Below are 22883 nucleotides of genomic sequence, written 5' to 3' on the forward strand. Positions count from 1 at the left end.
TCATCGCGAAGGCCTCGCAGCAGCCGCCGATCCTGACGCTGACCGTGGCCGTGGTGGGTGTGCGCACGTTCGGTCTCGCGCGTGCGGGCCTGCGCTACCTCGAACGGCTGGTCACTCACGACGGGGCGTTCCGCGTGGCCGCGCGCCTGCGGGAGCGGTTGTGGCGGTCGCTGGTGCGGCTCGGCCCGGCCCGCATGCGGGCGCGGCACGGCGAGAGCCTGGGTGAGCTAGTGGACGACGTGGACACCGTGCGCGACCTGCTGCCCAGAGCGGTGACGCCGTTCGGCGTGGTCACGATCGTCGCGCTGGGGGCCATCGCGGTGCAGGCGGCCGTGCTGCCCGAGGCGGGGTGGGCCCTGGCCGCCGCCGTGCTGGTGGCGGGCGTGGGCGCGCCGGCGCTGGCCGTCCTGCTCGACCGGCGGGGGACCGGGACCCTGACGGACGGCCGCCGGGACGTGGCCGCCGGGGTGCTCGGGTGGTTCGAGGGTGCGGGGGAGCTTGTCGGGTTGGGGGCACACGGGGCACACGGGGCGGAGCTGGCCGAGCGTGACGGCGCGCTGGCCGCGCTCGAACGCAGGCAGGCGTGGGGCGAGGGCGCCGCCGACGCGGTCGTGACGGTGGCGACCGGGCTCGCGGCCGTCGCCGGGGTAGTGCTGGCCGCCGACGCTATCGGTGCGGGAACACTGAACCCCGTGCTCGCGCCCGTGCTCGCGTTGGTCCCGCTCGCCCTGGCCGAGGCGCTGGCGATGCTGCCGCCCGCCGCGCAGCACTGGGAGGCGCTGCGCCGAGCGCGGAAGCGACTCGCGACCACGCTCGACGCGGCCCCGCACAAGCTGCCGGACGAGCAAACGGACGAAGAACGTCCCCTCGGCACGGTCGAGCGGGTGGACGGCGGTGCGGTGCGGCTGCGGTCCGTGGACGTGCGCTGGCCCGGCGCCGCGACACCGGTGCTGCGGGACGTCGACCTGGACGTGGAACCCGGAGCGCACGTCGCGGTGGTCGGGCCGTCCGGCGCGGGCAAGTCGTCGCTGTTGGCCGTCGTGCTCGGGTTCCTCCGCCCGGAACACGGCCGCGCCGTCGTTCCGCAACGCGTGGCCTGGGCGCCCCAGGAGCCGCAGCTCGTGTCCACCACGGTCGCAGAGAACCTCCGCCTGGCCGACCCACACGCCGACGACGACCGCCTGCGGGAGGCGTTGATCACCGCGGGCCTCGCCGAGCTCGGCCTCGACGTCGTGCTCGGGGACGCCGGTCGTGGCCTGTCCGGGGGACAGGCGCACCGGGTGGCCCTCGCCCGTGCGGTGCTCGCCGCGGCCGACAGCGACGTGGTGCTGCTCGACGAGCCCACCGCGCACCTGGACGAGCAGACGGCCCGGACGGTGCTGGCGAACCTGCGCACCGCGCTGGCGGGGCGCACCGTGCTGCACGTGACCCACCGCCCCGAGGAGGCCGCCGACGCCGACGTGGTGTGGGAGGTCGCCGACGGCCGCGTCCGTGTCCACGGTGTCCGACGGGACATCGGCCCCAGGATGAGAGCGGGTGATCGGACATAAACTGGGCCTTGCTCATGGAACCGAATCTGGCTGCGCGGGCTCTGGCTGCGGCGACCGAGATCACGGCGTCGGCGTTGTCCGACGTCGATCCGGGCACGGTGCTGGGTACGGTCGTGCGGCACTCCGCCGAACTCGCCGACGCCGACCTCGGGTTGGTGATGGTGCGCTCCGACGACGGCAGCGTCACGGTCGAGTCGGCGTACGGCGCCGACCACCGGGACCTGCTCGGTGTCGTGCTGCCCGCCGAGTCGGCCGCGGGACGGGTGGCGGCCGGTGGCGAGACCGTCGTCACCGACGACGTGACGAGCGACCCTCGCACCTCCCGGTTCGTTCCCGACGTCCTGCACTCCTACGGGCCGTTCGCGGCCGCGTCCTTCGGGCAGGGCGGGCGGCTGCTCGGCGCGCTCACCGTCTACCGGGAGAAGGGCGCGGAGCCGTTCGCGCCGGAGACCATCGAGGTCCTCACGGCGTTCGCGGGACAGGCGGGGGTCGTGCTCGCCCTCGCCGAAGGCGCCAACGCCCGGCACCGCCTCACGCTGTACGAGGAGCGCGAACGCATAGCGCGCGAGTTGCACGACGTCATCGTGCAGCGGCTGTACGCGGCGGGCATGCAGCTCGACCGGGTGCGACGCCGGATGCGGTGGCGGTTCGCGCAGGCCGACGGCGCGCGGCTCGGCGAGGCGATCGACCAGCTCGACGCCACCATCGAGGAGATCCGCGGCACGGTGCGCGAGCTGCGCACCACCGAGATCGAGCCGAGGGAGCCGGTCGCGAAGGAGACCGACCTCGCGGAGTCCGCGCGTGGCGAGGTGCGCATCGCGGGCGAGCTGCTCGGCTACCCGCCCACGCTGGAGCTGTCGGGTGAGCTGGCCGACATCCCCGCCGAGCGCGCCGACCACGTCCGCGCGGCCCTGCGCGAGGCGCTGTCCAACGTGGTCCGGCACTCGGGCGCGAGCGAGGTGCGCGTGACGTTGCACCGCGACGACGCCGGTGTGCGACTGCGGGTGCGCGACAACGGGTGCGGTGTGCCGCGTGACGTCGCCAAGCGCGGGTTGCGCCACCTCGCCGAACGCGCCGAGGGCGCGGGCGGGACGTTCTCCGTGAACTCCTCGCCCAGCATGGGCACGCTGGTGGCGTTCGACCTCCCGCTGCGGTCCTGACCGCCCGGCGTCGGTACGGTCAGCGCCGTTCAGCGCTGCGGGCGGCCACCGTAGCGGGCCACCCACGCGGCGGCCTGCGTGCGCCGCTGCATGCCCAGCTTGGCCAGCAGTGACGTCACGTAGTTCTTCACGGTCTTCTCGGCGAGGAAGAGCTGCTCGGCGATCTCGCGGTTCGACAGCCCCTGCCCGATCAGTTCGAGAACGCTGCGCTCCCGTTCGCTGAGCGCCGCCATCGGATCGCGCTGCACCGGGTTGCGCATCTTGTCGAGCAACCGGGCGGTGGTGAGCGGGTCGAGCAGGGAACGCCCGGCCGCGACCTCCCGCACGGCGTTCACCACGTCCTGCCCGCGCACCTGCTTGAGCAGGTAACCCGAGGCGCCCGCCATGATGGCGCCGACCATGGCCTCTTCGTCGTCGAACGCGGTGAGCACGAGGCACCGCGGCCCGCCGGGGCGCGACCGCAGCTCGCGGCAGAGCGCGATGCCGTCGGTCTCGTTCTCGCCGAGCCGGACGTCCACCACGGCCACGTCGGGTTCGAGGTGCATGGCCACGGCCAGCGCCTCGTCGGCGCTTCCGGCCTCGGCGACCACCTCGATGTCGGGCTCGTCGCTCAGCAGCTCCTTCAACCCGCGACGGACGACCTCGTGGTCGTCGACGAGGAGCACCTCGATCGCCATGCCGTCGAGCGTAGTCGTCGGCCGGGGGCGACCTCAGCCGAACCGTACGCCCGCGGCTTCGCCCTCGATGCTCACGAGGAAGTCGGTGACCGGGGGCTCCCCCGTGCCGGGGTCGAGCACGAGCCCCGCCGCGTTGATCGCCTGGTCCGCGTCGTGGAGCGCGTCGTCGTCGCCCCGGTCGGTGGCGCTGTTCAGGGCGTCGAAGAGTGGGGCGAACTCCGGCCACGCTGGGCCGGGTTCGAAGCGGCAGGCGTGCCAGAACATGTCGGAGCCCTCGTAGGTGAGTGTCCCGACGAGCCGCTCTCCTTTGCGAAGTTCCCAGCGCACGGTCGCCGTCTCCCTTGGTCGGTGTTCTCGCGAGCGTAGGCGCCCGACCCCACTCCGCACGGTCACGCACCCGGATGCAGAGCGTAACCCGCAGGGATTACTCGAAGCGCTGGTCAGGCGTGCCCTTGGTTTACTCGGCTGGACCGAAAGGGGTGGCATGACCGAATGGCGTCAAGAGGCCGCCAGCGCGGTCGAGGCCGAGCTCGAACACGCGCGACGGGCCGTGGAGTGGAACGTGCTGGGTCCGCTGCGGCGGACCGGCGAGGGCGACGTCCTGGTCGACCTTCGAGGGCGTCGGGTTCAGCCGTGGAACGATGTCCGCCTCGCCGGTGCGGACGGTCCCCGGCAGGGCACGGCGGTGCCGGTGAGCACGGAGTTCTCGCGGGGCGTGCTGTGGTTGCACGACGTCGGCCCGCTGCCGCCGGAGTGCGATCGAGCGTGGGCGCGTGAGTGCACCCGCACGCACGTCCTGTCCAGGCTCGCGCGGGGTCTGCGGCAGGTGGGTGACGCGCCGTTGGCCGACCGGCTCGCCGAGGGACGGCTCGACCCGGCGGGCGACGACGCCTACTCGACGTGCTTCGTGCCTGGTCTGCACCTGGTGTGGGGCCCTCCCGGCAGTGGGAAGTCGAACGTCGCCGCGCGGGCCGCCGCGAAGCTGGCCCGGCACGGTAAGCGCGTGCTGCTGGTCACCGAGGAGGCCCTCGCCGCGCGGGCATCGCTGGACGCCGTCGACGACGAGCGCCTCCCCCTTCAGCAGGATCTCGCGATGCTGTCCGAGGTCGAGGCCGAGCTCGTCCGGCTCGACGAGGAGCTCGCCGACTACGACCACGAGGCGTTCCTCGCCGCCGAGCGGCGCATCGAGAACGCGCAGCGCGTCGCCGTGCTGGAAGATGAGTTCGCCGAACTGCGCAGGCAGCACGGGGAGCTCGCGCGGGATGCCGCCGAGGCGACGGAGGCCGTGCGACGCGTTGAGCGCTCGCGCGACAGGGTGGCCGGCGAGCACGCGCGCCGAGCCGAGGCCCGGGTACTCACCCAGCAGCTGGAGAGGGTCGAGCAACGCCTCGACGAGCTGCGCGACCGAATCCGCAACCGCAGCCTGCTCTTCCGCGGACGGAAGACCGACCGGCACGAGCTGCGGGCGGCGGAGGAGGAGCGGCGCGGGCTCGTCGCGCGCATCGACGACTGCCGGCGGCGCGTGAACACCGTGTCCGACGACATCAGGGAGCTCGACGCCGAGCTGGAGCGCCTTGCACAAAACGCGAGTGTGGTCGAACGCGCCGAGGCGGACGCGAGGGCGAAGCTCGACCTGGTGCGCGACGAGCTGATGCGGCTCTCTTCGGCCGGGATCGGCGACGAGGCCGACCACCGCTACTACGCCGACTGCCTCGCCCGCGCGTTCCCGCGGCGCCATGCCGACCGCGAGGCGCTGCGGGAACGGGGCCGTCACCGATCCGCGCTGCGGGGCCGGTTCCAGGAGCGCCTGTGGTGGATCGGGGAACGTGGACACGAGCGCCGGTGTGCGGAGGAGGCGCGATCGTGGACCTCGGAGCGCGTCGTCGTCACGACGCTGGCGGGGCTTCCCGCCACCCAGGGCGCGTTCGACGTGGTCCTCGTCGACGACGCCGGGTCGGCGCGGCTGTGCGACGTGCTGCTGGCCGTGGCGCAGGCCCGCGAGACGGCCGTGGTGTTCGGCGATCTCGCCCAGCCGTGGCCGCAGGTGTCTCCTCCTGCGTTGGAGGAGCGGCCCGAGGTCGCGCAGTGGATTTTGTCCACGCCGTTCAGCCAGTGCGGCATCCTCACGCCGTCCGACGCGCACGCCCACCCCGGTTGTGCCGTGTTGACCCGGCAGTACCGGGTCGGGCCCGCGGTGCAGGCGATCGCCGACAACATCGGGTACTCCGCGCTGTCGTGCGCCCAGGACCGGCACACGGAGGTGGTCCTGCTCGACACGGCCGGCGCACCGGTGGAGCGTGCGGCGCTGGTGCAGCTGATCTCCGAGGACGGTGGGGCGGTGCTCGTGCCGTCGGCCGAGGCGGTCGAGCAGTGGCGGGCCGTCCTGCACGACACGTTCACCGTCGACGTGGGGACGGCGACGACGGTCACCGGGCACGAGTTCGGCACGGTGGTCCTCGACCTCACCACCGACGATTGGCACGACCGGGTGCGCTCGTTCATCTCCGGCATCGCCCGGGCCAGGGACGTGCTGTACCTGGTGGCGGACCTCGGCGCGGTCCGTACCGCCCCGACGGGCACGCCGCTCGGCGCGGTGAACGCCCTGCACGCACAGGGTGGGCTCGTGGTGCGGCGCCTCGGCGAGGTGCTGATTCCGCAGCAGAGGCAACAGTCCGCCACCGATTGGGCCCTGACCGTGATCAACCAGTCCACGCCGGATGGCACGATAGCCGGGTGAGTCGTCGATCGGACCTGCGCGCGTTCCTCCTCACTCTGGACGTCGAGACGCTCGTGGACGTCCTCTGTGAGCAGGCCGATCGGGATGAGGAGCTGAGGCGACGGCTGAGCACGCTTCGGGAGACGGAGGAACCCACCCGTGCCGTGCTCGACGACGGTGCCGCCCAGGCGGACGGCGTGCAGTTCGACTCGGTGCTCGACACGGTCGCCCGGCTGCTCGACGCCGGGACGTCCGCCGATGTCACCTCGCTGGCGCGCAGGACGGCCGACCGTCTCGCGGCGGCCGTGCGGGACGGCGAGGATCCCTCGCCGCACCTCACCGAGCAGCTCGGACGCGCGGTGTCGCTCTACGCGCGAGCCTGCACCGCCCACCCACCGCCCGCCACGGAACTCGCCGAGTGGATCGTCCGACTCGCCTTCGAGCGCCCGGACCGGTGCGAGGTGCGGCTCGCCGACTTCGCCGAAGCGCTCGGTGCCGACGGGATCGCCCAGGTCAGGGCGGCCGTGGACGCGGTCCTCGCCGACTCTCCCGTGGACGACGAGGACGGCGGCGATCCGATGCGCATGCGCGTCGCCCGCGCTCTGCGGCTGGAGATCGCCGAGATCACCTCGGACGTCGACACGGTGGTGAGCCTGCTGTCGGAGGAGCTGCCCCGGCTCGACGTCAGCCTGCGCATCGTGCGCGTGCTCAGGGCGGCGGGACGGCACTCGGAGGCCATCGCGCACGCGGCGAAGGCGCTGGGCAACGGCGCGGCGAGCCGCACCGAGACCGCGGGTGGAGTGGTCGAGGCGCTCGAACGCGTGCGAACGCGGCAGTCGCCTGTGGACACCTCCGACGTCGAGGCGCTACTGCGCGGCAACCGGTTCGACGAGGCGTGGAAGGCCGCGGCGGGACACGAACCTTCCGATCTGATCCCGCTCTACCGCGAATGCGTGGAACGGCTCATCGAGTCCCGGAACTCGCAGTGTTACGAACGTGCGGCCGGCCAACTGCGGAGGTTGCGGTTGCTGTACCGGCGTGCGGGCGCGTCCGCGGAGTTCTCCGCCTACCTGGCCGAGTTGCTCGCCCGCCACAAGCGCAAGACACGGTTGCGCGACGAACTCCGCAAGGCCCGCGTCGCCCTGCCCAAGGTGCTCGCCGGCTGAGTCACCGGGTGGGCGTCTCCGAGGACGGAGTCGAGCGCCGACGCCGCGTGTCGTGGACGTCCAGCGCCATCGGGCCGACGGCCATCACCGACAGCACGGCCACGCCCAGCATCCCGCCTACCCAGGTCATAATGTCCGCCATCATCGTGGTCGCCCCCTGCCGAACCGGTGTGTCGTCTCCTGTCCAGGGTCGGGCGTGGAGGTGTGCGCGGGTATCGGCCAGATGGTTGGTGCTTGTGGCCTCCTTCGGCCGATCGACCTAGACATCGTCACGGGATCGCTCCTCGAGGTGCGGGTGTGGGCGAGCCGAACCGAACGTCGCCGCGAGAGCACCCGCGACGGCCCGGGCCGTTCTGGCCAGGGCGAGGTTCTCGGACGTGCTGCGTTCTTGCTGGGCATGCACCAGGGCGTGCACACCGGATCTCTCGCCGGTCGACGCCACGCAGCGGGCCGCGACGTCGACGCACGCCCGAAGCTGTCGAGGCGCCCGCATGCGTTGCCAGTCGTCGAGGGTGAGCTGCGCCAGCTTGGCGGCTTCGGGGACGCGCCCGAGGGTCAGCAGTGCCTCGGCGAGCACGGTGCCCGCCGACGCCGTGATCCAGGTGGCCGCCGCGGCCTTGGCCCGCACGCGTGCGCGGGCGAGGAGGTCCGCTCCCCGGCCGAGGTCGGTGAGCAGCGCGGCGCGTCCCTCGGCGTAGGCGGCGAGAGCGATGCTGCGACCGGGGGAGCACTCGCGGGCGAACCGGGTCGCCAACTCCGCGTTGCGCCGTGCCTCGTGGTGGTGTCCGACGCGCGTCGCCACCAGTGACAGGAACGCGTGGGCGTCGGCTCTGCAGTGGTCGGGCACCTCGGGCAGCGCGAGCAGTTCGTGGCACACCGTCGCCGTGCGGTCGGTGTCGCCGAGGTCGTGGTACACGCTGATCAGCGTGTGGACGGCAGCGCACCGCTGGTGCGGAGTGGTCGCCAGCTCGGCGGCCCGGGCGGCGAGGCGCAGGCCTTCCTCGGGCAGTCCACACCGGAGCGCGGCGTCCGCACCGGAGGCCGCCGCCAGCGGGTGGCGTGACAGGCGGGGGTCGGGGTCGCGCGCCACCGCGAGTTGCCACGACAGCAGCGAGGGCACGGGACGGTAGCGGGTGAGCGATCCGAGCAGGCCGGTGAGATCCGCGGCGAGGGCGGGTTGCTCCACCACGGCCCAGCGCAGTGCCGCGCGCACGTCGTCCTGCATGCGGTCCAACCGCCGGAACCCGGAGAGGTCGTCGTCCGGGGGCGCGGACGCCGCGGTGAGGGCGTCGACGCACCACAGCGCATGCCGTTGCCGGGCCTTGTGTTCGGCCTCGGTGCCCGCGAACCACCCCAGGGCGTGCCTGCGCACCAGGTCGGGCATCCGGAGGTGGGAGTCGGTGGTGGGGGAGAGCAGGCCTGCCCGCGCGAGCTCGGCGAGGGGATCGCCCACCGCACCCTCGGACCCGGCCACCGCCTCGGCGGCCTCGCGAGGGATGTCGCCGCCGAACACCGTCAGCGCCCCGAGGACATCGCGGTGCGCCGCGGTGAGCCGGGCGCACGCCCCTTCGGCGAGGTCGGTCGGCCAGGCCTGCGACTCCGCCGGATCGTCGACCCCGTCGGCGTCGACCACGCGGGCTGCGAGGACCTCGATGTTCAGCGGCAGGCACTCGGCCCGGTGCAGGGCGGTGCGGCCCGCCTCGGCGTCGGCGGCGTCCCGTGGATAGTCGGGCCGGATGCGGCAGGCCCGGTCGCGCAGCAGCGTCCCGGCACGTGACTCCAGGACGTCGCGCACCCCGTCCCGGGCCAGCGGGCCCAGCGGCAGCACGCACTCGCCCGCGAGGCCGAGCCGGACCCGGCTCGTCACCACGACGGTGACGTGCTGACACCGGGCTCGCAGGCGACGCACGAGCGTGCGGGCCGCGGTGAGCACCCGCTCGCACCCGTCGAGGACGAGCACGTGTCGCCGTCCGCACAGGTACTCGGTGAGCACCCCGGCGAGGTCGTCGGCGTCGCCGGGCCCCCGCGCGTGCAGGCCCACGGCGGTCGCCACCCGGTCGACCACCTCGGCGGGATCGCTTGTGGACAGCCGGACGACCGTCGTGGGCAGTTCCGTCGTGGCCAGTGCTTCGAGGACGAGCCGGGTCTTTCCGCCCCCGGCCGCGCCGGTCACGGTGACGAGCCGATCGCGATGGAACATCGTGGACAGTCGAGCGAGTTCGTGCCCGCGGCCCATGAACGTCGTGCCGAGAGCCCGCACCGCCCGGGTCAGCGGAGCCGGTTCCCGTCCGGTCACGGCGCGATAGGTCTCCCGCAGCTCGGTGCTCGGCCCCTCGCCGAGCTCGTCCGCGAGCCGCTCGACCAGCTGGTCGTAACACGCGGCGGCGTCGTCGGTCATGCCGAGCCGGTGCAGGGCCCACATCGCATGGGCGCAGGCGCGTTCCCGCAGCGGCTCCGCCGACAGCAGGGAGAGCAGCCGCCCCGCCGCGTGCTCCACGCGACCGAGTTCGAGCTCGTGCGCGGCCAGGGATTCCACGGCGAGCGCCCGCAGCTGCCGCAGCCGCGTGGCCTCGGCGTGGTCGATGCCGTCCCTCCGCAGGTCGGGCAGCGGGTCGTCGCGCCACAGCGCGAGGGCGCGCTCCAGGATGGACACCGCCTCCCGAGCCGCGCACCAGCGCGCGGCCTCCACCATGCGCTCGAAACGCACCGAGTCGAGCAGCTCGGGATCCAGGGTGAGCACGCACCCGCTCGCCGTCCACGCGATGTCCGCCTCGGGCGCCAGCAGGGTGCGCAGGCGCGAGATCCGGGCGTCGAGGGCGTCGACCGGATGGGCCGGTCGCTCGTCGGCGGCCCACACGAGCCCCACGAGAGCGTCGGCGGGCACGCCCCGGTTGACGTCGGCCACCAGGGCCGATAGGACAGCGCGCATGGCCCGGTCGTTGATCGGTTGCTCGACCCCCCGCCGGCTGAGGCGCAGGGGGCCGAGAACGCTGACGAATGGGGGAGGCGGGCCCTTGCTCACACGGGCCATGGTCGGGCCGCACCCGGGGTTCGACCACTCGGACAGTCACCGGTCCGGGTGAAGGTGTCGACGTGGTGCCTACAACTTGCGCAGCCGGACGCGGTTGATCGAGTGGTCGCAGTCCTTGCGCAGCACCAGCGTCGCCCTGGGCCGGGTGGGGCGGATGTTCTCCACCAGGTTCGGCTCGTTGATCGTCTTCCACAGGTGCCGCGCCTCGGCCCGGGCCTCGTCGTCGGGTAGACCGGCGAAGTGGTGGAAGTGCGACGCCGGGTCGGCGAACGCCGTGTGCCGCAGCTTCAGGAACCGCTCGATGTACCACTGCTCGATGTCGGCGGTGTGGGCGTCGACGTAGATCGAGAAGTCGAACAGGTCCGACACCGTGAGCCGGGGGCCGGGTTGCAGGACGTTGAGCCCTTCGAGGATCAGGATGTCCGGCCTGCGGACGACCTGCTCCTCGCCGGGGAGGATGTCGTAGGCCAGGTGCGAGTAGACCGGGGCCCTGACCTCCTCGGCACCGGACTTGACCTCGGTGACGAAGCGGAGCAGCGCCCGGCGGTCGTAGCTCTCGGGGAACCCCTTGCGGTGCATGAGGCCCCGGCGGACCAGCTCCTCCCGCGGATAGAGGAAGCCGTCCGTGGTCACGAGGTCGACTCTCGGGTGGTCCGGCCAGCGCGCCAGCAGGGTGCGCAGGATGCGGGCGGTGGTGGACTTGCCCACCGCCACGCTGCCCGCGACGCCGATGATGAACGGGACCTTGGTGCCGCGCGACTCCTCGCCGAGGAAGGTGGTCGTGGCCTCGTACAACCGCTGACGTGCCGCCACCTGCAGGTTGATCAGGCGCGACAGCGGGAGGTACACCTCCGCGACCTCGTTGAGGTCGATCTGCTCGCCCAGGCCGCGCAGCCCCGCGAGTTCGTCGGCGGTCAGCGGCAACGGAGTCGAACGACGCAGTTCACGCCACTGGTCACGTTGTAGTTCGACGTAGGGACTGCGCTCACGGACCCGCGCCATTCGCTCACTCCTCGCCCGTCGATGGGCCGGCGCCGTACATCGGCAATTCACGCGCATTCAACGGTAAGTGTTGTCGAGGCGTGGCGGGTTGTGACGTTCTACACGCACGACGGTGATGTGAATCGCCGTCGCCGGTGCGCGTCAGCGCCGGGCGAAAACCTCGTCCCAGGCCGCCGCCACCTGGCGGGCGCAGACGCGAGGGGACACCCCGCCGACACCCGTGCCCAGCCCCGGCATGGCGATCGTCTCCACGACGTCACGGAACCGCGTGCCGTGCTCGAACTGGCCGTCTCGCCACAGCAGGAACACCGCGCGGGCCGCGAGGTACGGGTGCACCGTGTCGTCGGGCAGCCGCTCGCCCGGTTCCCGCATCGTCGGCGCGCTGATCAACCATTCCGGCAGCGGCTCCCCGGTGGGGACGACGACGGCTTCACCGATCGGTAGTTCTCCGCCGTGATAGGCGAGGATCGTGCTGCGCACCTGCTGCTCGATACCGGGGAAGGCCTGCGTGTACACGGCGTCGACCCCGCCGCGCATCCAGCCGTGGCTGTTGGCGGGACTGACCACCGCCTGCGCGCGGATGTCGAGCACCGAACCCCGGTGCACCCGCACCGGTCCGTCCACGGCGCCCGCGACGTCGTGCCAGGCCTGGGCGAGGGAGTCGTCGACTGCGCACAACACCAGCTCCGGGACTGCGGAAGAGGTCATTGCGCCCGTGCCGTTCCACGTGTGCGTGCCTGATTCGGCGGTCACGCCCACAGCATGGCAAAAAACCCTGCCGGTGGTAACCACGTATCCAACCACCTGGACGCGCAGTGCGGGTGAGGATCGTCTCATCTCGGCTCCGGCGTAGCCTCTGACGCATGTCGCGCATCGCCTTCTTCGGCCCCGTCGGGACGTTCTCGGAGCAGGCCGCCCTGGAACTGGCCACCGATCAGGAACTCGTCGCGGTGGAGACGATCCCCGCCGCGTTGACCGCCGTGCGTAAGGGAGACGCCGAGTTCGCGTGCGTGCCGGTGGAGAACTCCGTGGAGGGCCCCGTCACCGCGACGCTCGACGGCCTCGCCGAGGACTCACCGCTGGTGGCGGTGGCGGAGGCGTTGTTGCCGGTGCACTTCAGCGTGCTGACCCGGCCGGACGTAAAGAAGGTCCGCACCGTCGCGAGTCATCCTCATGCTCTCGCGCAGGTCCGGCACTGGTTGGAGCGCAACCTGCCGGAGGCGCGGCCCGTGGTGGCGTCGTCCACGGCCGCCGCCGCCGTGGCGGTGCGCGACGGCGAGTACGACGCGGCGGTGACCGCTCCGGTGGCCGCGCGCACCTATCCGCTCCGGGTGCTCGCCGAAGGGGTGGCCGACGTCCCCGACGCGCGGACGCGGTTCTTGCTGCTGACGCCTCCCGGCCCGCTGCCGGAGCCGACGGGGGCCGACCGCACCTCGATCGTGGCCTCCACCAAGAACCGCACCGGCGCGCTGCTCGAACTCCTCGCCGAACTCGCGTCGCGGGGCATCAACCTGACCCGGCTCGACGCGCGGCCGATCAAGGGCAACTTCGGGCTCTACCGCTTCTTCCTCGACTTCGAGGGCCATGTCGCCGAAGCGCGGATCGGCGACGCGCTCGCCGCGCTGAAGCGGCGCTGCGAGGTCCGCTTCCTCGGCTCGCATCCGCGTGCGGACGGTGTGCGGGCCACCGTGGGTGCCGACGCGTCCGACGCCGACTTCGCCGCCGCGGCCCGGTGGGTCGAGACGGTCAGGAGTGGCGAGTCGGCGTGAGCTCGTGGTCGCGCACCGACACCCACGCGATCACCGCCACCACGAGCATCCCGGCCCCGGAGAGGACGAACGTCGCTCCCGCCGTGCCGAGCCACCGGGTCGTCAGCCCGCCGAGCAGCGCGCCGATGGGCAGGGATCCCCACACCACCGTGCGCCACACACCGAGCACCCGGCCCAGCAACTCCTCCGGCACCAGGGTGTGGCGGGCGGTGGCGAGTAGGACGTTGACGACCACGATCGCCGCCGCGAACAGTGCGAAGAGCACGCCCGCGACGATCGGATCGGTCACCAGGCCCATGGCGAGGAACGTCGCTCCACAGCCCACCAGCCCGATCAGCAGGGTGCTCGTGTCGCCCAGGCGGTCCAGCAGCCGTGACGCCACCGCCGCGCCGAGCAGCCCGCCGATGCCTCCGGCGAACCCGAACACCCCGAACGCCGCCTCGCTCAGGCCGAGGTCGTCGAGCGCGTAGAGCACGAGCTGCGCCTGCGCCATCTCGCTGATCAGCGCGGTCAGGCCGGCGACGAGGACGAGACGCGCCACCACGGGATGGTGGCGAACCCAGCGCAGGCCGTGCACGATGTCGGCCCGCACGGACGCCGTGGGCGCCGTGGAAGCCGTCGACTCACCTTGCCCCCGCTCGGGGCGGTAGCTGCCCGGCAGCACCGCCAGCAGCACCGCGCCCAGCGCGAACGCCACCGAGTCGATGGCGAAGGGGAACGCCGCGAACAGCGCGAACGTCAGGCTGCCCACCGGGCCGCCGAGGAAGGTCTGCCCCACGATCTCCGCGGCCTGGAGCTTGCTGTTGGCGCCCGCGAGACCACCGCGCTCCACGACGGCCGGGATCAGCACGTTGGTCGCGCTGTCGGCCACGGTCTCCGCCGTGCCCACCAGCAGCGCGGCGACGTAGACGAGCCAGATGCTCGTCGCGTCGAGGTGGACCAGCAGCGCCACGAGGCCCACCACCGCGGCGCGGACGGAGTTGGCGACGACGACGGCCTTGCGGCGGTCGATGCGGTCGAGCAGCGCACCCGCCAGCACACCGAAGAGCAGCCAGGGCAGGAACTGGGCCGCCGACAACCCCGCGATCAGCAGCGGGTCCTGGGTCACCTGGACGGCGAGCAGCGGGAACGCGACCTTCGCGATGCCGTCGCCGAGGTTGGCGAAGGCGCTGGAGCCCACCAGAAGGTTCAAGCGCCTGGTCTGCGGAACGGACTGCTCGCTCATCGCGTACCCGGCGACGGATCGCCGGTCGCGTCGGTGCGGGGCGACCGGGGAACTCGGTTCATCGGACTACCCCCAGCCGAGTTCGTGCAGCCGGGCGTCGTCGATGCCGAAGTGGTGGGCGACCTCGTGCACGACGGTGATCAACACTTCTTCGACGACGTCCTCCTCCGTCTCGCAGATCGCCAGGATCGGCTCCCGGTAGATCGAGATGCGGTCGGGCAGCACGCCCCCGTAGTCGTGACCTCGCTCGGTCAGAGCGACGCCGTGGTAGAGCCCGAGGAGGTCGTGCTCCCGCTCATGGTGATCTTCGACGAGAACGACGACGTTGTCCATCGCCGCGGCGAACTCCGGGGGAAGTTGGTCGAGGGCGTCGGCGACGAGTTCCTCGAACCGCTTCCGGCTCATCTCGACGGGCATGTCTCAACCACCGCTTTCCTGGCCCCCGGGCGAGCTCGGCCGGCCTGCGCCGTCCTCCTGTGGGGCGTCGCCGCCCGCGTCGTTCTCGCCGTCCCCGCCGTCCGACGAGCCGCCGTCGGCGTTCTCGCCGTCGCCGTCCGCCGCGCCGCCGTCCTGGCCGCCCTTGTCGCTGCTGTCGTCCCCGCCCTTGTCGTCGCCGTCGTCCCCGTCCTTCTTGTCGTCCTTCTCGTCGCTGTCCTTCACACTGCCCTGGACGGGCGCGAGCCCGCTGTGGTCCTCCAGCGTGGCGCCGACCTTGCAGTTGACGAGCGTGGAACCGGCCTCCCAGCTCTCCTCGGAACGTGTGTCCCAGCTCAGGATGAGCCCGTCCTTCGCCAGCGCCTCGACGTCCTTGCCGCCGGTGTACTTGTGCACGAGCTTCGCGCACTTCGGTTCGAGCCACTCCTTCTGCTCGTCCTCCGACGGGTAGGAGTCGAACTCGTCGGAGAGGTCGACCGTGGCGACGATCTCGTAGGAGTGTTGCGTGTCACAGTCGATCGGATCGCCGACAGTCTTGTCGACCAGTGCGAGGCAGGTGCCGGGTTCCCAGACGTAGGACTGGTCGAGGTCGTTCGCGGGCTCCGTCAGGACCTGGAGGCCGCCGCCGGGGCCGACCCACTGGAGCCCGCAGTGCAGCGTGCGGTTGCCGTTCGCCCACTGCTTCTCGTCGGGGCGCAGCACACCGATGCTCAGCTTGCCCTCGGGGTCCAGCGGGTCGTCGAGATAGTCCTCGACCAGCGGTCCGCAGTGTTCCTTGGTGAGCTCCCGCCACGCCTTGTCGTCCGGCGGGGGTGCCTTCGGACCGTGTTCCGACTTCAGATCCGCGACGCCGACGACTTCGAACAGGTGCTCTCCGTCACAGGACACCTTGTGCACGTCGCCCGCGTCCGCCTCGGTCCAGTTCAGACAACTGCCGGGCGGGGAGCGGAAGGCCGCCTCGCGCACCTTGGCCACCTGCTCGGCCTTCTCCTCGGCCTGCCGTTCCGCCAGAACCTGCGGGTCTTCGGGTACCCACGAGAAAATCCAGCTGAGTGCCATCGCGACGAGGGCACCCACGAAGGCACCCCCCATCAACACGCGGGTACGCAGGGCCGGGTCGTCGGGCCGGTGAGCAGGCTGGTCGGACATCAGCACCATCATGCCTGTTCCGGCCTGCGCTCGTGAGCGAGTGGCTAAGGTGACATACCGCATGGCCCGCGGTCTTGGAGTGCGCGATGACGGATGACAACCAAAAGGATGATCGGCGCGGCTCGATGCGCTTTCAGAATCCTGAGACGACCACGCCCCGGGAGCCGACGCTCGCCGAGAAACGGGCCCGGCTCAAGGCGGTAGAGGAGCAGCGTCGCCGTGCCGAGGAGGAACAGCAGGCGCGTCAGGCCGCGGAGGAGAAGGCCCGCAGCCGGCGCAAGCTGCTGGGCGCGGGCGGTGTGACGGTCGGCCTGGTCGGCGTGGTCGCCGCCTGGTACCTCGTCGCCGTGCCCGACGAGGTCACCGCGGTGTGCACAACCGCCGACGGCACGATCGTGGACGACGACTACTGCGACGACGACTACGTCAGCTCGCACCACGGCTACCACAGCGGCGGCTGGGTGTTCATCCCGATGCCGGGCGGCGGCACCCAGCAGTACCGCTACAACTACGGCGGCACGGGTACGGTGGGCCAGCCGGTGAGCGGCGGTACGTACACGCGCCCGTCCAACGCCTCCATCACGACGAAGTCGGGCACCACGGTGCAGCGGGGCGGGTTCGGCATCAGTGGCGGCAGCTTCGGCAAGGGCGGGGGTTCCTGACGTGCGGCGAGAGACGGGGACACCCCGCGCGGACTGGGAGAAGATCGTCGGCGAGCAGGGGCTGGTGTTCGGCACCCCCGCGCGGTACGCGACGGGTCAGCCTCGCCCGTACTGGGACGAGTCCGTGCACTACGTCTTCGACATGGCCGAGATCCTCTCGATCGAGGCGGACGTCGAACTGCTGCACTCGATGTGCCTGGAGGCCGTCGACCACGTCGTGACCGCGGAGCGGTACGCGGAGTTCGGGCTGCCCGAGTGGGTGTGGCCGCACATCGCCGAGTCGTGGCGCCGCGGCGATCCGCACGTCTACGGCCGGTTCGACGTGCGCTACGACGGTCGTAGCCCGGCGAAGCTGCTGGAGTACAACGCCGACACCCCGACCTCCCTGCTGGAGGCGGCCATCCTGCAGTGGTACTGGAAGGAAGACGTCCACCCGGACGACGACCAGTGGAACTCGCTGCACGAACAGCTCGTCGAACGCTGGCAGGCCGTGGGGGCGAAGCTCCCGTCGAACGAGGTGCACTTCAGCTGGTCGGGCGCCGACCCGACGGGCGAGGACCACCTGACCGTGACCTACCTCCAGGAGACGGCGGCCGAAGCCGGCCTGGACACGGTGGGGCTGGCCATCGAGGAGATCGGCTGGGATCCGCTGCTCAAGCGGTTCGTCGATCTCGAAGAGGCTCCCATGGACAACATCCTGAAGCTGTACCCGTGGGAGTGGGTGATCGACGAGGAGTTCGGCCGCTACGCCGTCGAGTCGCTGCCGCAGACACTGTGGATCGAACCACTGTGGAAGATGCTGCTGTCCAACAAGGCGATCCTCGGCATCCTGTGGGAGAACTACCCGGGCCACCCGAACCTGCTGCCCGCCTTCAACGACCAGCCCGGAATGCTCACCGAGTACGTGCGCAAGCCGAAGCTGGGTCGTGAGGGCGCCAACGTGCAGATCGTCGCTCCCGGGTACGAGACCGAGACCGGCGGCGTCTACGGTTCCGAGGGTTTCGTCTACCAGGCTTTCGATCCGCTTCCCGAGTTCGACGGCTACCGGCCCGTGCTGGGCGCCTGGATCGTCGGTGACAACGCGGCGGGTCTCGGGATTCGCGAGTCGTCCGGTCTGGTGACGGATGACGGCGCGGCCTTCGTGCCGCACCGCATACCGCAGTCGTGATAGGACACGACCGCAACCTGCTCAACCGACCTGGGAGACCCTCGTGCTCGTCGCACTGTCCGAGAATTTCGGTACCGACCTCGCCAGGGGCATCGGGGCGATCATGCTGTACGCGATCGTCGGCCTCGTCCTCATGGTGCTCGGCTTCTACGCCATCGACCTCACCACGCCGGGCAAGCTGTCCGAACTCGTTCGCGCGGGTCTGCCGAACGCCGTGGTGATCACGGCGTCGGGTCTGGTGTCGATGGCGTTCATCGTCGTCGTGGCCATCTGGACGTCGGCGAGCGACCTGCTCGAAGGCCTGATCACCTCGCTCGTGTACGGCCTGGTGGGCATCGTCGCCCAGGTGCTGGCGGTGCGTTCGCTGGAGTGGGTCACCCGCATCGACGTGCGCTCGACGATCGAGAGCGAGAAGTACACGCCCGCGAGCTTCATCGTGGCCGCCGCGCACCTGGCGTTGGGCCTCGTGGTCGCGGTCGCCATCTCCTGACGCCGGCGTCCGGGCATCCAGGCCGTCCAGGCCGACCGAGTCCCGCGAGTCCCCGATCCATCGGGGGCCGCGGGACTACTCGTCGGTATCGCCTTGGTCTCCAAAACCCGGTTCGGGGGAAAACCTCCACTACGGTGTCTCCGTGCGGTTACTGCGGACACCCGAAGACCGATTCGACGACCTGCCCGATTTCGATTTGCCCGCCTTCCACGCGGACGTCGACCACCCGATGGACGGCATCATCAGAATCGGCTACGTGGAAGCCGGCCCGCCCGACGGTCCGACCGTGTTGCTGCTGCACGGCGAACCGAGTTGGTCCTACCTCTACCGGCGGATGGTGCCGGTGCTCGCCGAGGCCGGGATCCGCGCCGTCGCGCCCGACCTCGTGGGGTTCGGACGCTCCGACAAGCCGGCCGACGTCGCCGACCACACCTACGCACGCCACGTCGAGTGGATGCGGGCGTTCGCGTTCGACGCCCTCGACCTGCGTGACGTGGTCCTCGTGGGACAGGACTGGGGCGGCCTGATCGGACTGCGGCTCGTCGCGGAGAACCTCGACCGGTTCGCGGGCGTCGTCGCGGCCAACACCGGACTGCCCACAGGGGACCAGTCGATGCCCGCGTCGTGGTGGGCGTTCCACGACGCGGTGCAGAACGCGCCCGTGCTCGACATCGCCCGGTTCGTGCAGTCGGGGTGCACCCGCACGCTGACCGAGGCGGAGCGGGCCGCCTACGACGCGCCGTTTCCCAACGAGATGTACAAGGCCGGTCCGCGCGCGATGCCGGGGCTGGTGCCCACCAGGCCCGACGACGAGGCGTCGCAGGCCAACCGCGCCGCGTGGAAGACGCTGGCGGGATCGACGCTGCCGTTCTTGTGCGCGTTCTCCGACGGCGACCCGATCACGGCGGGCATGGAGCCGATCCTGCGGCGGACCATGCCGGGGGCGGCGAACCTGCGACACCCGACCATCACGGGAGCGGGTCACTTCCTGCAGGAGGACAAGGGCGAGGAGTTGGCGGGCATCGTGGCCGAGTTCGTGCACGGAGTGAGGGCGCGGAGCTGACCGCGCCGACGGACGGGAAATCGGCGAAAACGAGTGACCGGGTTGGCGGGGTGCGACAGGCCCCGGTCTAGGCTGGCTAACCGTGATTGACCTGAGGACTCTGCGCGAGGAACCGGACGTCGTGCGCGCGTCGCAGCGCGCCCGCGGTGAGGACGTCGGCGTTGTGGACAGGTTGCTGTCCCTCGATGCCAGGCGCAGGTCCGCGATCGCCACCGCCGACAACCTCCGCGCCGAACAGAAGCAGCTCGGCAAGCGCATCGGCAAGGCGTCCGGGGAGGAGCGCGAGTCGCTGCTCGCGCGCGGCAAGGAACTCGCCGCCCAGGTCAAGGCCGCCGAAGCCGAGCAGAAGCGGGCGGGCGAGGAGTTCGACGAGCTCCACCGCGTGGTCCCGAACGTCGTGCACCCGGAGGTGCCGGCGGGCGGTGAGGACGACTTCGTGGTGCTCAAGCACGTGGGCACCCCCCGGGAGTTCGACTTCACGCCGAAGGACCACCTGGAGCTGGGCGAGACTCTCGGTGCCCTCGACATGGAGCGCGGGGCCAAGGTGTCGGGTGCCCGCTTCTACTTCCTCACCGGGATCGGCGCCCGGCTGCAGCTCGCCCTGCTGAACATGGCGGCGGCACAGGCGGTGGAGAACGGCTTCCAGCTGATGATCCCGCCGGTGCTCGTGCGGCCCGAGGTCATGGCCGGGACGGGTTTCCTCGGCGCGCACTCCTCGGAGGTGTACCGCCTGCCCGACGACGACCTGTACCTGGTCGGGACGTCGGAGGTGCCGCTCGCCGGGTACCACTCGGACGAGATCGTCGACCTGTCGGCCGGCCCGCTGCGGTACGCGGGGTGGTCGTCGTGCTTCCGCCGCGAGGCGGGCTCCTACGGCAAGGACACCCGGGGCATCATCCGCGTCCACCAGTTCGACAAGGTGGAGATGTTCGTCTTCTGCACCCCGGACGAGGCCGAGGCCGAACACGCGAAGCTGCTCGCGTGGGAGGAGGAGATGCTCGCGAAGATCGAGGTGCCCTACCGGGTGATCGACACCGCGGCGGGCGACCTCGGTACCAGTGCCGCGCGCAAGTACGACTGCGAGGCGTGGGTGCCCACCCAGCAGGCGTACCGCGAGCTGACGTCGACGTCGAACTGCACGACGTTCCAGGCGCGCAGGTTGTCGGTGCGCTACCGGGACGAGGACGGGCGCCCGCAGATCGCGGCGACGTTGAACGGCACGCTCGCCACCACGCGCTGGATCGTGGCCATCCTGGAGAACCACCAGCAGCCCGACGGTTCGGTGCGCGTGCCGGAGGCGATGCGTCCGTTCCTCGGTGGACTGTCCGTTCTCGAACCGAAGGCCTGATTCGAGCTTTCCGCAGGTCGTCCCACGATCGGGTTCGGCGCACTAGTCTGTGCCGGAAGGCGATCCGGGAGGTCTCGTGCGGGGGAGTGTCTTCGCCGTTCTGAGTTGCGCGACGGTGTTGCTGGCGGGATGCACGACCACGGTGACGGGCACGCCGGAACCGGCGTCGCCTCCCAGCGGTGAGGCCCAGGCGGTCGCGGGCGAGCCGTGCGAGTTGCTGACGCCGGAGGAGGCCGCCGCTCTCGACTACGAGGACGAGGGCGCGTTCACCGCGGGCGATCCCGGGCAGTTGCTGCCCTCGTTCTGTACCTGGTCGCCTCTGTACGACGACGTGGGCCGGGACTCGCTCGACGTGTACTTCTCCGTCGACATCCCCCTCACCGACTACATGGCCGGTGTGGCGCCGGAGTGGGAGAAGGAGATCGGTGGGCTGACGTGGGCGCGCTATCCGAGCACGGTGGGCGGTGAGTCGCTGTGCTCGCTCGTCACCGAGCTCTCGCCCTCGTCGTTCGTGCTGATCATGAGCAGCGACTTCGCGGACGAGTCGCAGGCCTGTGAGCAGGCCGAGGAAGTGGCGCCGTTCGTGTCCTCCCACCTGCCCGGCGGTGCGCCCGCGACGATCGAACCACGGGAGCCGAGTCCGCTGGAGTCGGTCGACCCGTGCTCGCTGCTGACCGCCGAGCAGGCGGAGGAACTCGGTCGGCGGGGCGACGGCGACTTTCTCGAGGCGCAGGACTCGCTGCCCGCGCGGTGCGAGTGGATCGCCGCCGACGGTGACCGGCGGAACTCCACGCTGGTGACCGTCGCTCCGGACCGACCTCTCCCGGAATTCCCGCTGGACACGGAGCCGAAGGAGGTCGAGGAGGGCGACCGCACCTGGCTGGTGTATCCCGCGTCGATCCCGGGGCTGTGTCAGGCCGACCTCCCCGTCACGGACCACTCCTACGTCGCCATCACTGTCGTCCAAGGCGACGTCGAGGAGGACGAACTGTGCGCGATGGTCGAGGACACGATCCCGTTCGTGACGGAGAACCTGCCGGAGTCGTGAGCACGACCGTGTGGGGTGCACGGCCGGGCTCACGCTCGGCGATCGCGCTATCCGCGGAACGCGGGCAGCTTCGGCCACAGGAGCTCGGCGATCCACTCGGCGCTCTCGCAGCGGTCCGGATCGAACGACACGGTGCTGAGTGTGACCATCTCGCGCTCGTGGGGGCGGCTCTCGGAGAACCGGATGTGTGGTGTGCTCACCCGGCAGCCGTACTCGAGTGGGCGCACCTCGGTCGGACGGCCCGCGATCGTCGTCGTGAACTCCGACAGATCGGTCAGATCAACCCCGAAGCTGAGTTCCACCGTGGCCCTCTTGAGGCCACTGCCCAACGAGCAGCCGTGGTTGTCCAGGTGTTCGTAGGACTCGATGCCGTCCTCGAACAACGCCGGGACGCCGGCCTCGTCCAGCAGCTCGCACGCGTCCGACTCCGCGAGTGATCCCGGCCGGAAGGACTGGGTGGGCGCGGCCTCCGACAGGACGGTCGTCTGTACCGCGTCGGTGACAGCGTCGGCGACCTCGCAGAGGCCGTCGTGATCACTGTGCTCGACGTCCGTGGGAGGTACCGCGGTGATCTGCAGAGTGATGTCGTCGGCGAACGTCAGAGCGCGCACACATCCGTCGTCCTCGATCTCGATGCTCTGCCTGCGCAGGGAACGCGACACCTCGACGTCCTCCGAGGGCCAGACGACGTTGTCGCTGTTGTCGAACAGATCGCCGACGCTCACCCACAGGCTCGTGGTGGCGGTGACGCCGATCGAGCAGTGTTGGAAGCCCGGGACCGTGAAGTCGACCTCGGCATCGGCTTTTTCGAGGGCCGTGCCCAGGGCCTTCTCGTCGAGGAGGGCGCAGAAGTCGACGGCGGTGAGGTCGCCGAGGGCGGCCTCGGCCGTGAGTGGAGGTTCCTGCGCGGTGGTCGACGCGGTGTCGGAGGAAGGGCCTTCGGTCGGCTCCGGCGGTTCCGACGCGCCGCAGGCCGCGGTGAGGAGTGCCGCCAGCGTGGCGGCGACAAGTCCGGAATGTTTTGTGAGCACGATTCGCTTATCGGCCGGGCGGCCAGGACGTGACCTGCCGTGCCTGCTTCGTGATGATCACGAGAGGCGAGCGTTGCCTCCCACGTGACCGGGGACGATGCGCTCACACCCGGCCCGACACGGCCCGTCGGGTGACCCCGCGCCGTCGGGAAGCGAGTAGCTTTCTGACTGAGGGTGCGATGCTCGGAGCAGG

21 protein-coding genes are annotated in these 22883 nt (G+C 71.3%); 11 read left to right on the forward strand and 10 right to left on the reverse strand.

Features of this window, described 5'->3' with window-relative positions; genetic code table 11:
* A partial coding sequence (cydC, locus tag SACAZDRAFT_RS14005) for a thiol reductant ABC exporter subunit CydC (RefSeq protein WP_005442760.1) occupies nt 1-1550 on the forward strand: 1550 nt, incomplete at its 5' end.
* A gap of 14 nt (nt 1551-1564) precedes the next feature.
* Nucleotides 1565-2710 carry a GAF domain-containing sensor histidine kinase gene (locus SACAZDRAFT_RS14010; protein WP_005442761.1) on the forward strand — a complete coding sequence of 382 codons (1146 nt, stop codon included), beginning with the start codon at nt 1565-1567 and terminating at the stop codon, nt 2708-2710.
* Between the two features lie 29 nt (nt 2711-2739).
* Here the strand turns inward: SACAZDRAFT_RS14010 and SACAZDRAFT_RS14015 are convergent, their stop codons facing one another.
* Together SACAZDRAFT_RS14015 and SACAZDRAFT_RS14020 are read right to left on the reverse strand one after the other, a co-directional pair.
* Nucleotides 2740-3387: a response regulator gene (locus SACAZDRAFT_RS14015; RefSeq protein WP_005442762.1), complete on the reverse strand. Its 648-nt coding sequence runs from the start codon at nt 3385-3387 to the stop codon at nt 2740-2742.
* A gap of 33 nt (nt 3388-3420) precedes the next feature.
* Nucleotides 3421-3714, reverse strand: a complete 294-nt coding sequence (locus SACAZDRAFT_RS14020) for a hypothetical protein (RefSeq protein WP_005442763.1) — start codon at nt 3712-3714, stop codon at nt 3421-3423.
* Nucleotides 3715-3871: 157 nt separating this feature from the next.
* On the opposite strand from SACAZDRAFT_RS14020, the gene SACAZDRAFT_RS14025 reads away from it, so the two are divergent.
* Together SACAZDRAFT_RS14025 and SACAZDRAFT_RS14030 are read left to right on the forward strand one after the other, a co-directional pair.
* Complete coding sequence (locus tag SACAZDRAFT_RS14025) at nt 3872-6124, forward strand: coiled-coil domain-containing protein (RefSeq protein WP_005442765.1); 2253 nt, start codon at nt 3872-3874, stop codon at nt 6122-6124.
* Nucleotides 6121-7269 (forward strand): hypothetical protein, encoded by a 1149-nt coding sequence (locus SACAZDRAFT_RS14030; protein WP_005442767.1) that lies wholly within the window; start codon nt 6121-6123, stop codon nt 7267-7269. The genes SACAZDRAFT_RS14025 and SACAZDRAFT_RS14030 overlap by 4 nt, the downstream gene beginning before the upstream one ends.
* Before the next feature lies 1 nt (nt 7270).
* Here the strand turns inward: SACAZDRAFT_RS14030 and SACAZDRAFT_RS23385 are convergent, their stop codons facing one another.
* The 4 genes from SACAZDRAFT_RS23385 to SACAZDRAFT_RS14045 form a co-directional block, all read right to left on the reverse strand.
* Entirely contained in the window at nt 7271-7414 is a 144-nt protein-coding gene (locus SACAZDRAFT_RS23385; RefSeq protein WP_005442769.1) for a hypothetical protein, read from the reverse strand.
* A 114-nt stretch (nt 7415-7528) separates the two neighbouring features.
* Nucleotides 7529-10198 carry an AfsR/SARP family transcriptional regulator gene (locus SACAZDRAFT_RS14035; RefSeq protein ID WP_232286274.1) on the reverse strand — a complete coding sequence of 890 codons (2670 nt, stop codon included), beginning with the start codon at nt 10196-10198 and terminating at the stop codon, nt 7529-7531.
* Between the two features lie 171 nt (nt 10199-10369).
* Entirely contained in the window at nt 10370-11302 is a 933-nt protein-coding gene (gene coaA / locus SACAZDRAFT_RS14040; RefSeq protein ID WP_005442774.1) for a type I pantothenate kinase, read from the reverse strand.
* Between the two features lie 141 nt (nt 11303-11443).
* Nucleotides 11444-12055 carry a macro domain-containing protein gene (locus tag SACAZDRAFT_RS14045; protein ID WP_040927989.1) on the reverse strand — a complete coding sequence of 204 codons (612 nt, stop codon included), beginning with the start codon at nt 12053-12055 and terminating at the stop codon, nt 11444-11446.
* A 110-nt stretch (nt 12056-12165) separates the two neighbouring features.
* On the opposite strand from SACAZDRAFT_RS14045, the gene pheA reads away from it, so the two are divergent.
* Nucleotides 12166-13071, forward strand: coding sequence for a prephenate dehydratase (gene pheA / locus SACAZDRAFT_RS14050; RefSeq protein WP_005442778.1), 906 nt, complete (start codon nt 12166-12168; stop codon nt 13069-13071).
* On the opposite strand, the gene SACAZDRAFT_RS14055 is transcribed toward pheA, so the two are convergent.
* The 3 genes from SACAZDRAFT_RS14055 to SACAZDRAFT_RS14065 all read right to left on the reverse strand — a co-directional run bounded on the left by SACAZDRAFT_RS14055 (nt 13049) and on the right by SACAZDRAFT_RS14065 (nt 15892).
* On the reverse strand, nt 13049-14296 hold the full coding sequence (locus SACAZDRAFT_RS14055) for an MFS transporter (RefSeq protein WP_005442780.1): 1248 nt from the start codon (nt 14294-14296) through the stop codon (nt 13049-13051). The two genes, pheA and SACAZDRAFT_RS14055, sit on opposite strands and share 23 nt — an antisense overlap.
* 66 nt (nt 14297-14362) lie before the next feature.
* Nucleotides 14363-14713: a metallopeptidase family protein gene (locus SACAZDRAFT_RS14060; protein WP_005442782.1), complete on the reverse strand. Its 351-nt coding sequence runs from the start codon at nt 14711-14713 to the stop codon at nt 14363-14365.
* Nucleotides 14714-14716: 3 nt separating this feature from the next.
* Nucleotides 14717-15892 carry a septum formation family protein gene (locus SACAZDRAFT_RS14065; protein ID WP_005442784.1) on the reverse strand — a complete coding sequence of 392 codons (1176 nt, stop codon included), beginning with the start codon at nt 15890-15892 and terminating at the stop codon, nt 14717-14719.
* Between the two features lie 113 nt (nt 15893-16005).
* On the opposite strand from SACAZDRAFT_RS14065, the gene SACAZDRAFT_RS14070 reads away from it, so the two are divergent.
* From SACAZDRAFT_RS14070 to SACAZDRAFT_RS14095, 6 genes are all read left to right on the forward strand, one after another.
* Nucleotides 16006-16542 carry a hypothetical protein gene (locus SACAZDRAFT_RS14070; RefSeq protein ID WP_005450698.1) on the forward strand — a complete coding sequence of 179 codons (537 nt, stop codon included), beginning with the start codon at nt 16006-16008 and terminating at the stop codon, nt 16540-16542.
* A gap of 1 nt (nt 16543) precedes the next feature.
* Entirely contained in the window at nt 16544-17710 is a 1167-nt protein-coding gene (locus tag SACAZDRAFT_RS14075; RefSeq protein WP_005442787.1) for a glutathionylspermidine synthase family protein, read from the forward strand.
* A gap of 43 nt (nt 17711-17753) precedes the next feature.
* On the forward strand, nt 17754-18200 hold the full coding sequence (locus tag SACAZDRAFT_RS14080; protein WP_005442788.1) for a DUF350 domain-containing protein: 447 nt from the start codon (nt 17754-17756) through the stop codon (nt 18198-18200).
* Between the two features lie 142 nt (nt 18201-18342).
* Entirely contained in the window at nt 18343-19263 is a 921-nt protein-coding gene (locus SACAZDRAFT_RS14085) for a haloalkane dehalogenase (RefSeq protein ID WP_005442789.1), read from the forward strand.
* Nucleotides 19264-19345: 82 nt separating this feature from the next.
* Complete coding sequence (gene serS / locus SACAZDRAFT_RS14090) at nt 19346-20611, forward strand: serine--tRNA ligase (protein ID WP_005442790.1); 1266 nt, start codon at nt 19346-19348, stop codon at nt 20609-20611.
* A 76-nt stretch (nt 20612-20687) separates the two neighbouring features.
* Nucleotides 20688-21659 carry a DUF3558 family protein gene (locus SACAZDRAFT_RS14095; RefSeq protein ID WP_005442791.1) on the forward strand — a complete coding sequence of 324 codons (972 nt, stop codon included), beginning with the start codon at nt 20688-20690 and terminating at the stop codon, nt 21657-21659.
* Between the two features lie 47 nt (nt 21660-21706).
* Here the strand turns inward: SACAZDRAFT_RS14095 and SACAZDRAFT_RS14100 are convergent, their stop codons facing one another.
* A complete protein-coding gene (locus SACAZDRAFT_RS14100; RefSeq protein WP_005442792.1) occupies nt 21707-22690 on the reverse strand; it encodes a hypothetical protein in 984 nt (327 codons plus the stop codon).
* Nucleotides 22691-22883 lie beyond the last annotated feature (193 nt).

Origin of the sequence: Saccharomonospora azurea NA-128 (assembly GCF_000231055.2) — a bacterium.
Lineage (GTDB): Bacteria > Actinomycetota > Actinomycetes > Mycobacteriales > Pseudonocardiaceae > Saccharomonospora > Saccharomonospora azurea.

What these genes read in the sequence shown, in the direction of transcription:
- SACAZDRAFT_RS14015 (WP_005442762.1), bottom strand. Translation starts at nt 3,387, where the DNA reads ATGGCGATCGAGGTGCTCCTCGTCGACGACCACGAGGTCGTCCGTCGC.
- SACAZDRAFT_RS14070 (WP_005450698.1), top strand. Translation starts at nt 16,006, where the DNA reads ATGCGCTTTCAGAATCCTGAGACGACCACGCCCCGGGAGCCGACGCTC.
- coaA (WP_005442774.1), bottom strand. Translation starts at nt 11,302, where the DNA reads ATGGCGCGGGTCCGTGAGCGCAGTCCCTACGTCGAACTACAACGTGAC.
- SACAZDRAFT_RS14010 (WP_005442761.1), top strand. Translation starts at nt 1,565, where the DNA reads ATGGAACCGAATCTGGCTGCGCGGGCTCTGGCTGCGGCGACCGAGATC.
- pheA (WP_005442778.1), top strand. Translation starts at nt 12,166, where the DNA reads ATGTCGCGCATCGCCTTCTTCGGCCCCGTCGGGACGTTCTCGGAGCAG.
- SACAZDRAFT_RS14060 (WP_005442782.1), bottom strand. Translation starts at nt 14,713, where the DNA reads ATGCCCGTCGAGATGAGCCGGAAGCGGTTCGAGGAACTCGTCGCCGAC.
- SACAZDRAFT_RS14025 (WP_005442765.1), top strand. Translation starts at nt 3,872, where the DNA reads ATGACCGAATGGCGTCAAGAGGCCGCCAGCGCGGTCGAGGCCGAGCTC.
- SACAZDRAFT_RS14065 (WP_005442784.1), bottom strand. Translation starts at nt 15,892, where the DNA reads ATGATGGTGCTGATGTCCGACCAGCCTGCTCACCGGCCCGACGACCCG.
- SACAZDRAFT_RS14035 (WP_232286274.1), bottom strand. Translation starts at nt 10,198, where the DNA reads ATGCGCGCTGTCCTATCGGCCCTGGTGGCCGACGTCAACCGGGGCGTG.
- SACAZDRAFT_RS14055 (WP_005442780.1), bottom strand. Translation starts at nt 14,296, where the DNA reads ATGAGCGAGCAGTCCGTTCCGCAGACCAGGCGCTTGAACCTTCTGGTG.
- SACAZDRAFT_RS23385 (WP_005442769.1), bottom strand. Translation starts at nt 7,414, where the DNA reads ATGATGGCGGACATTATGACCTGGGTAGGCGGGATGCTGGGCGTGGCC.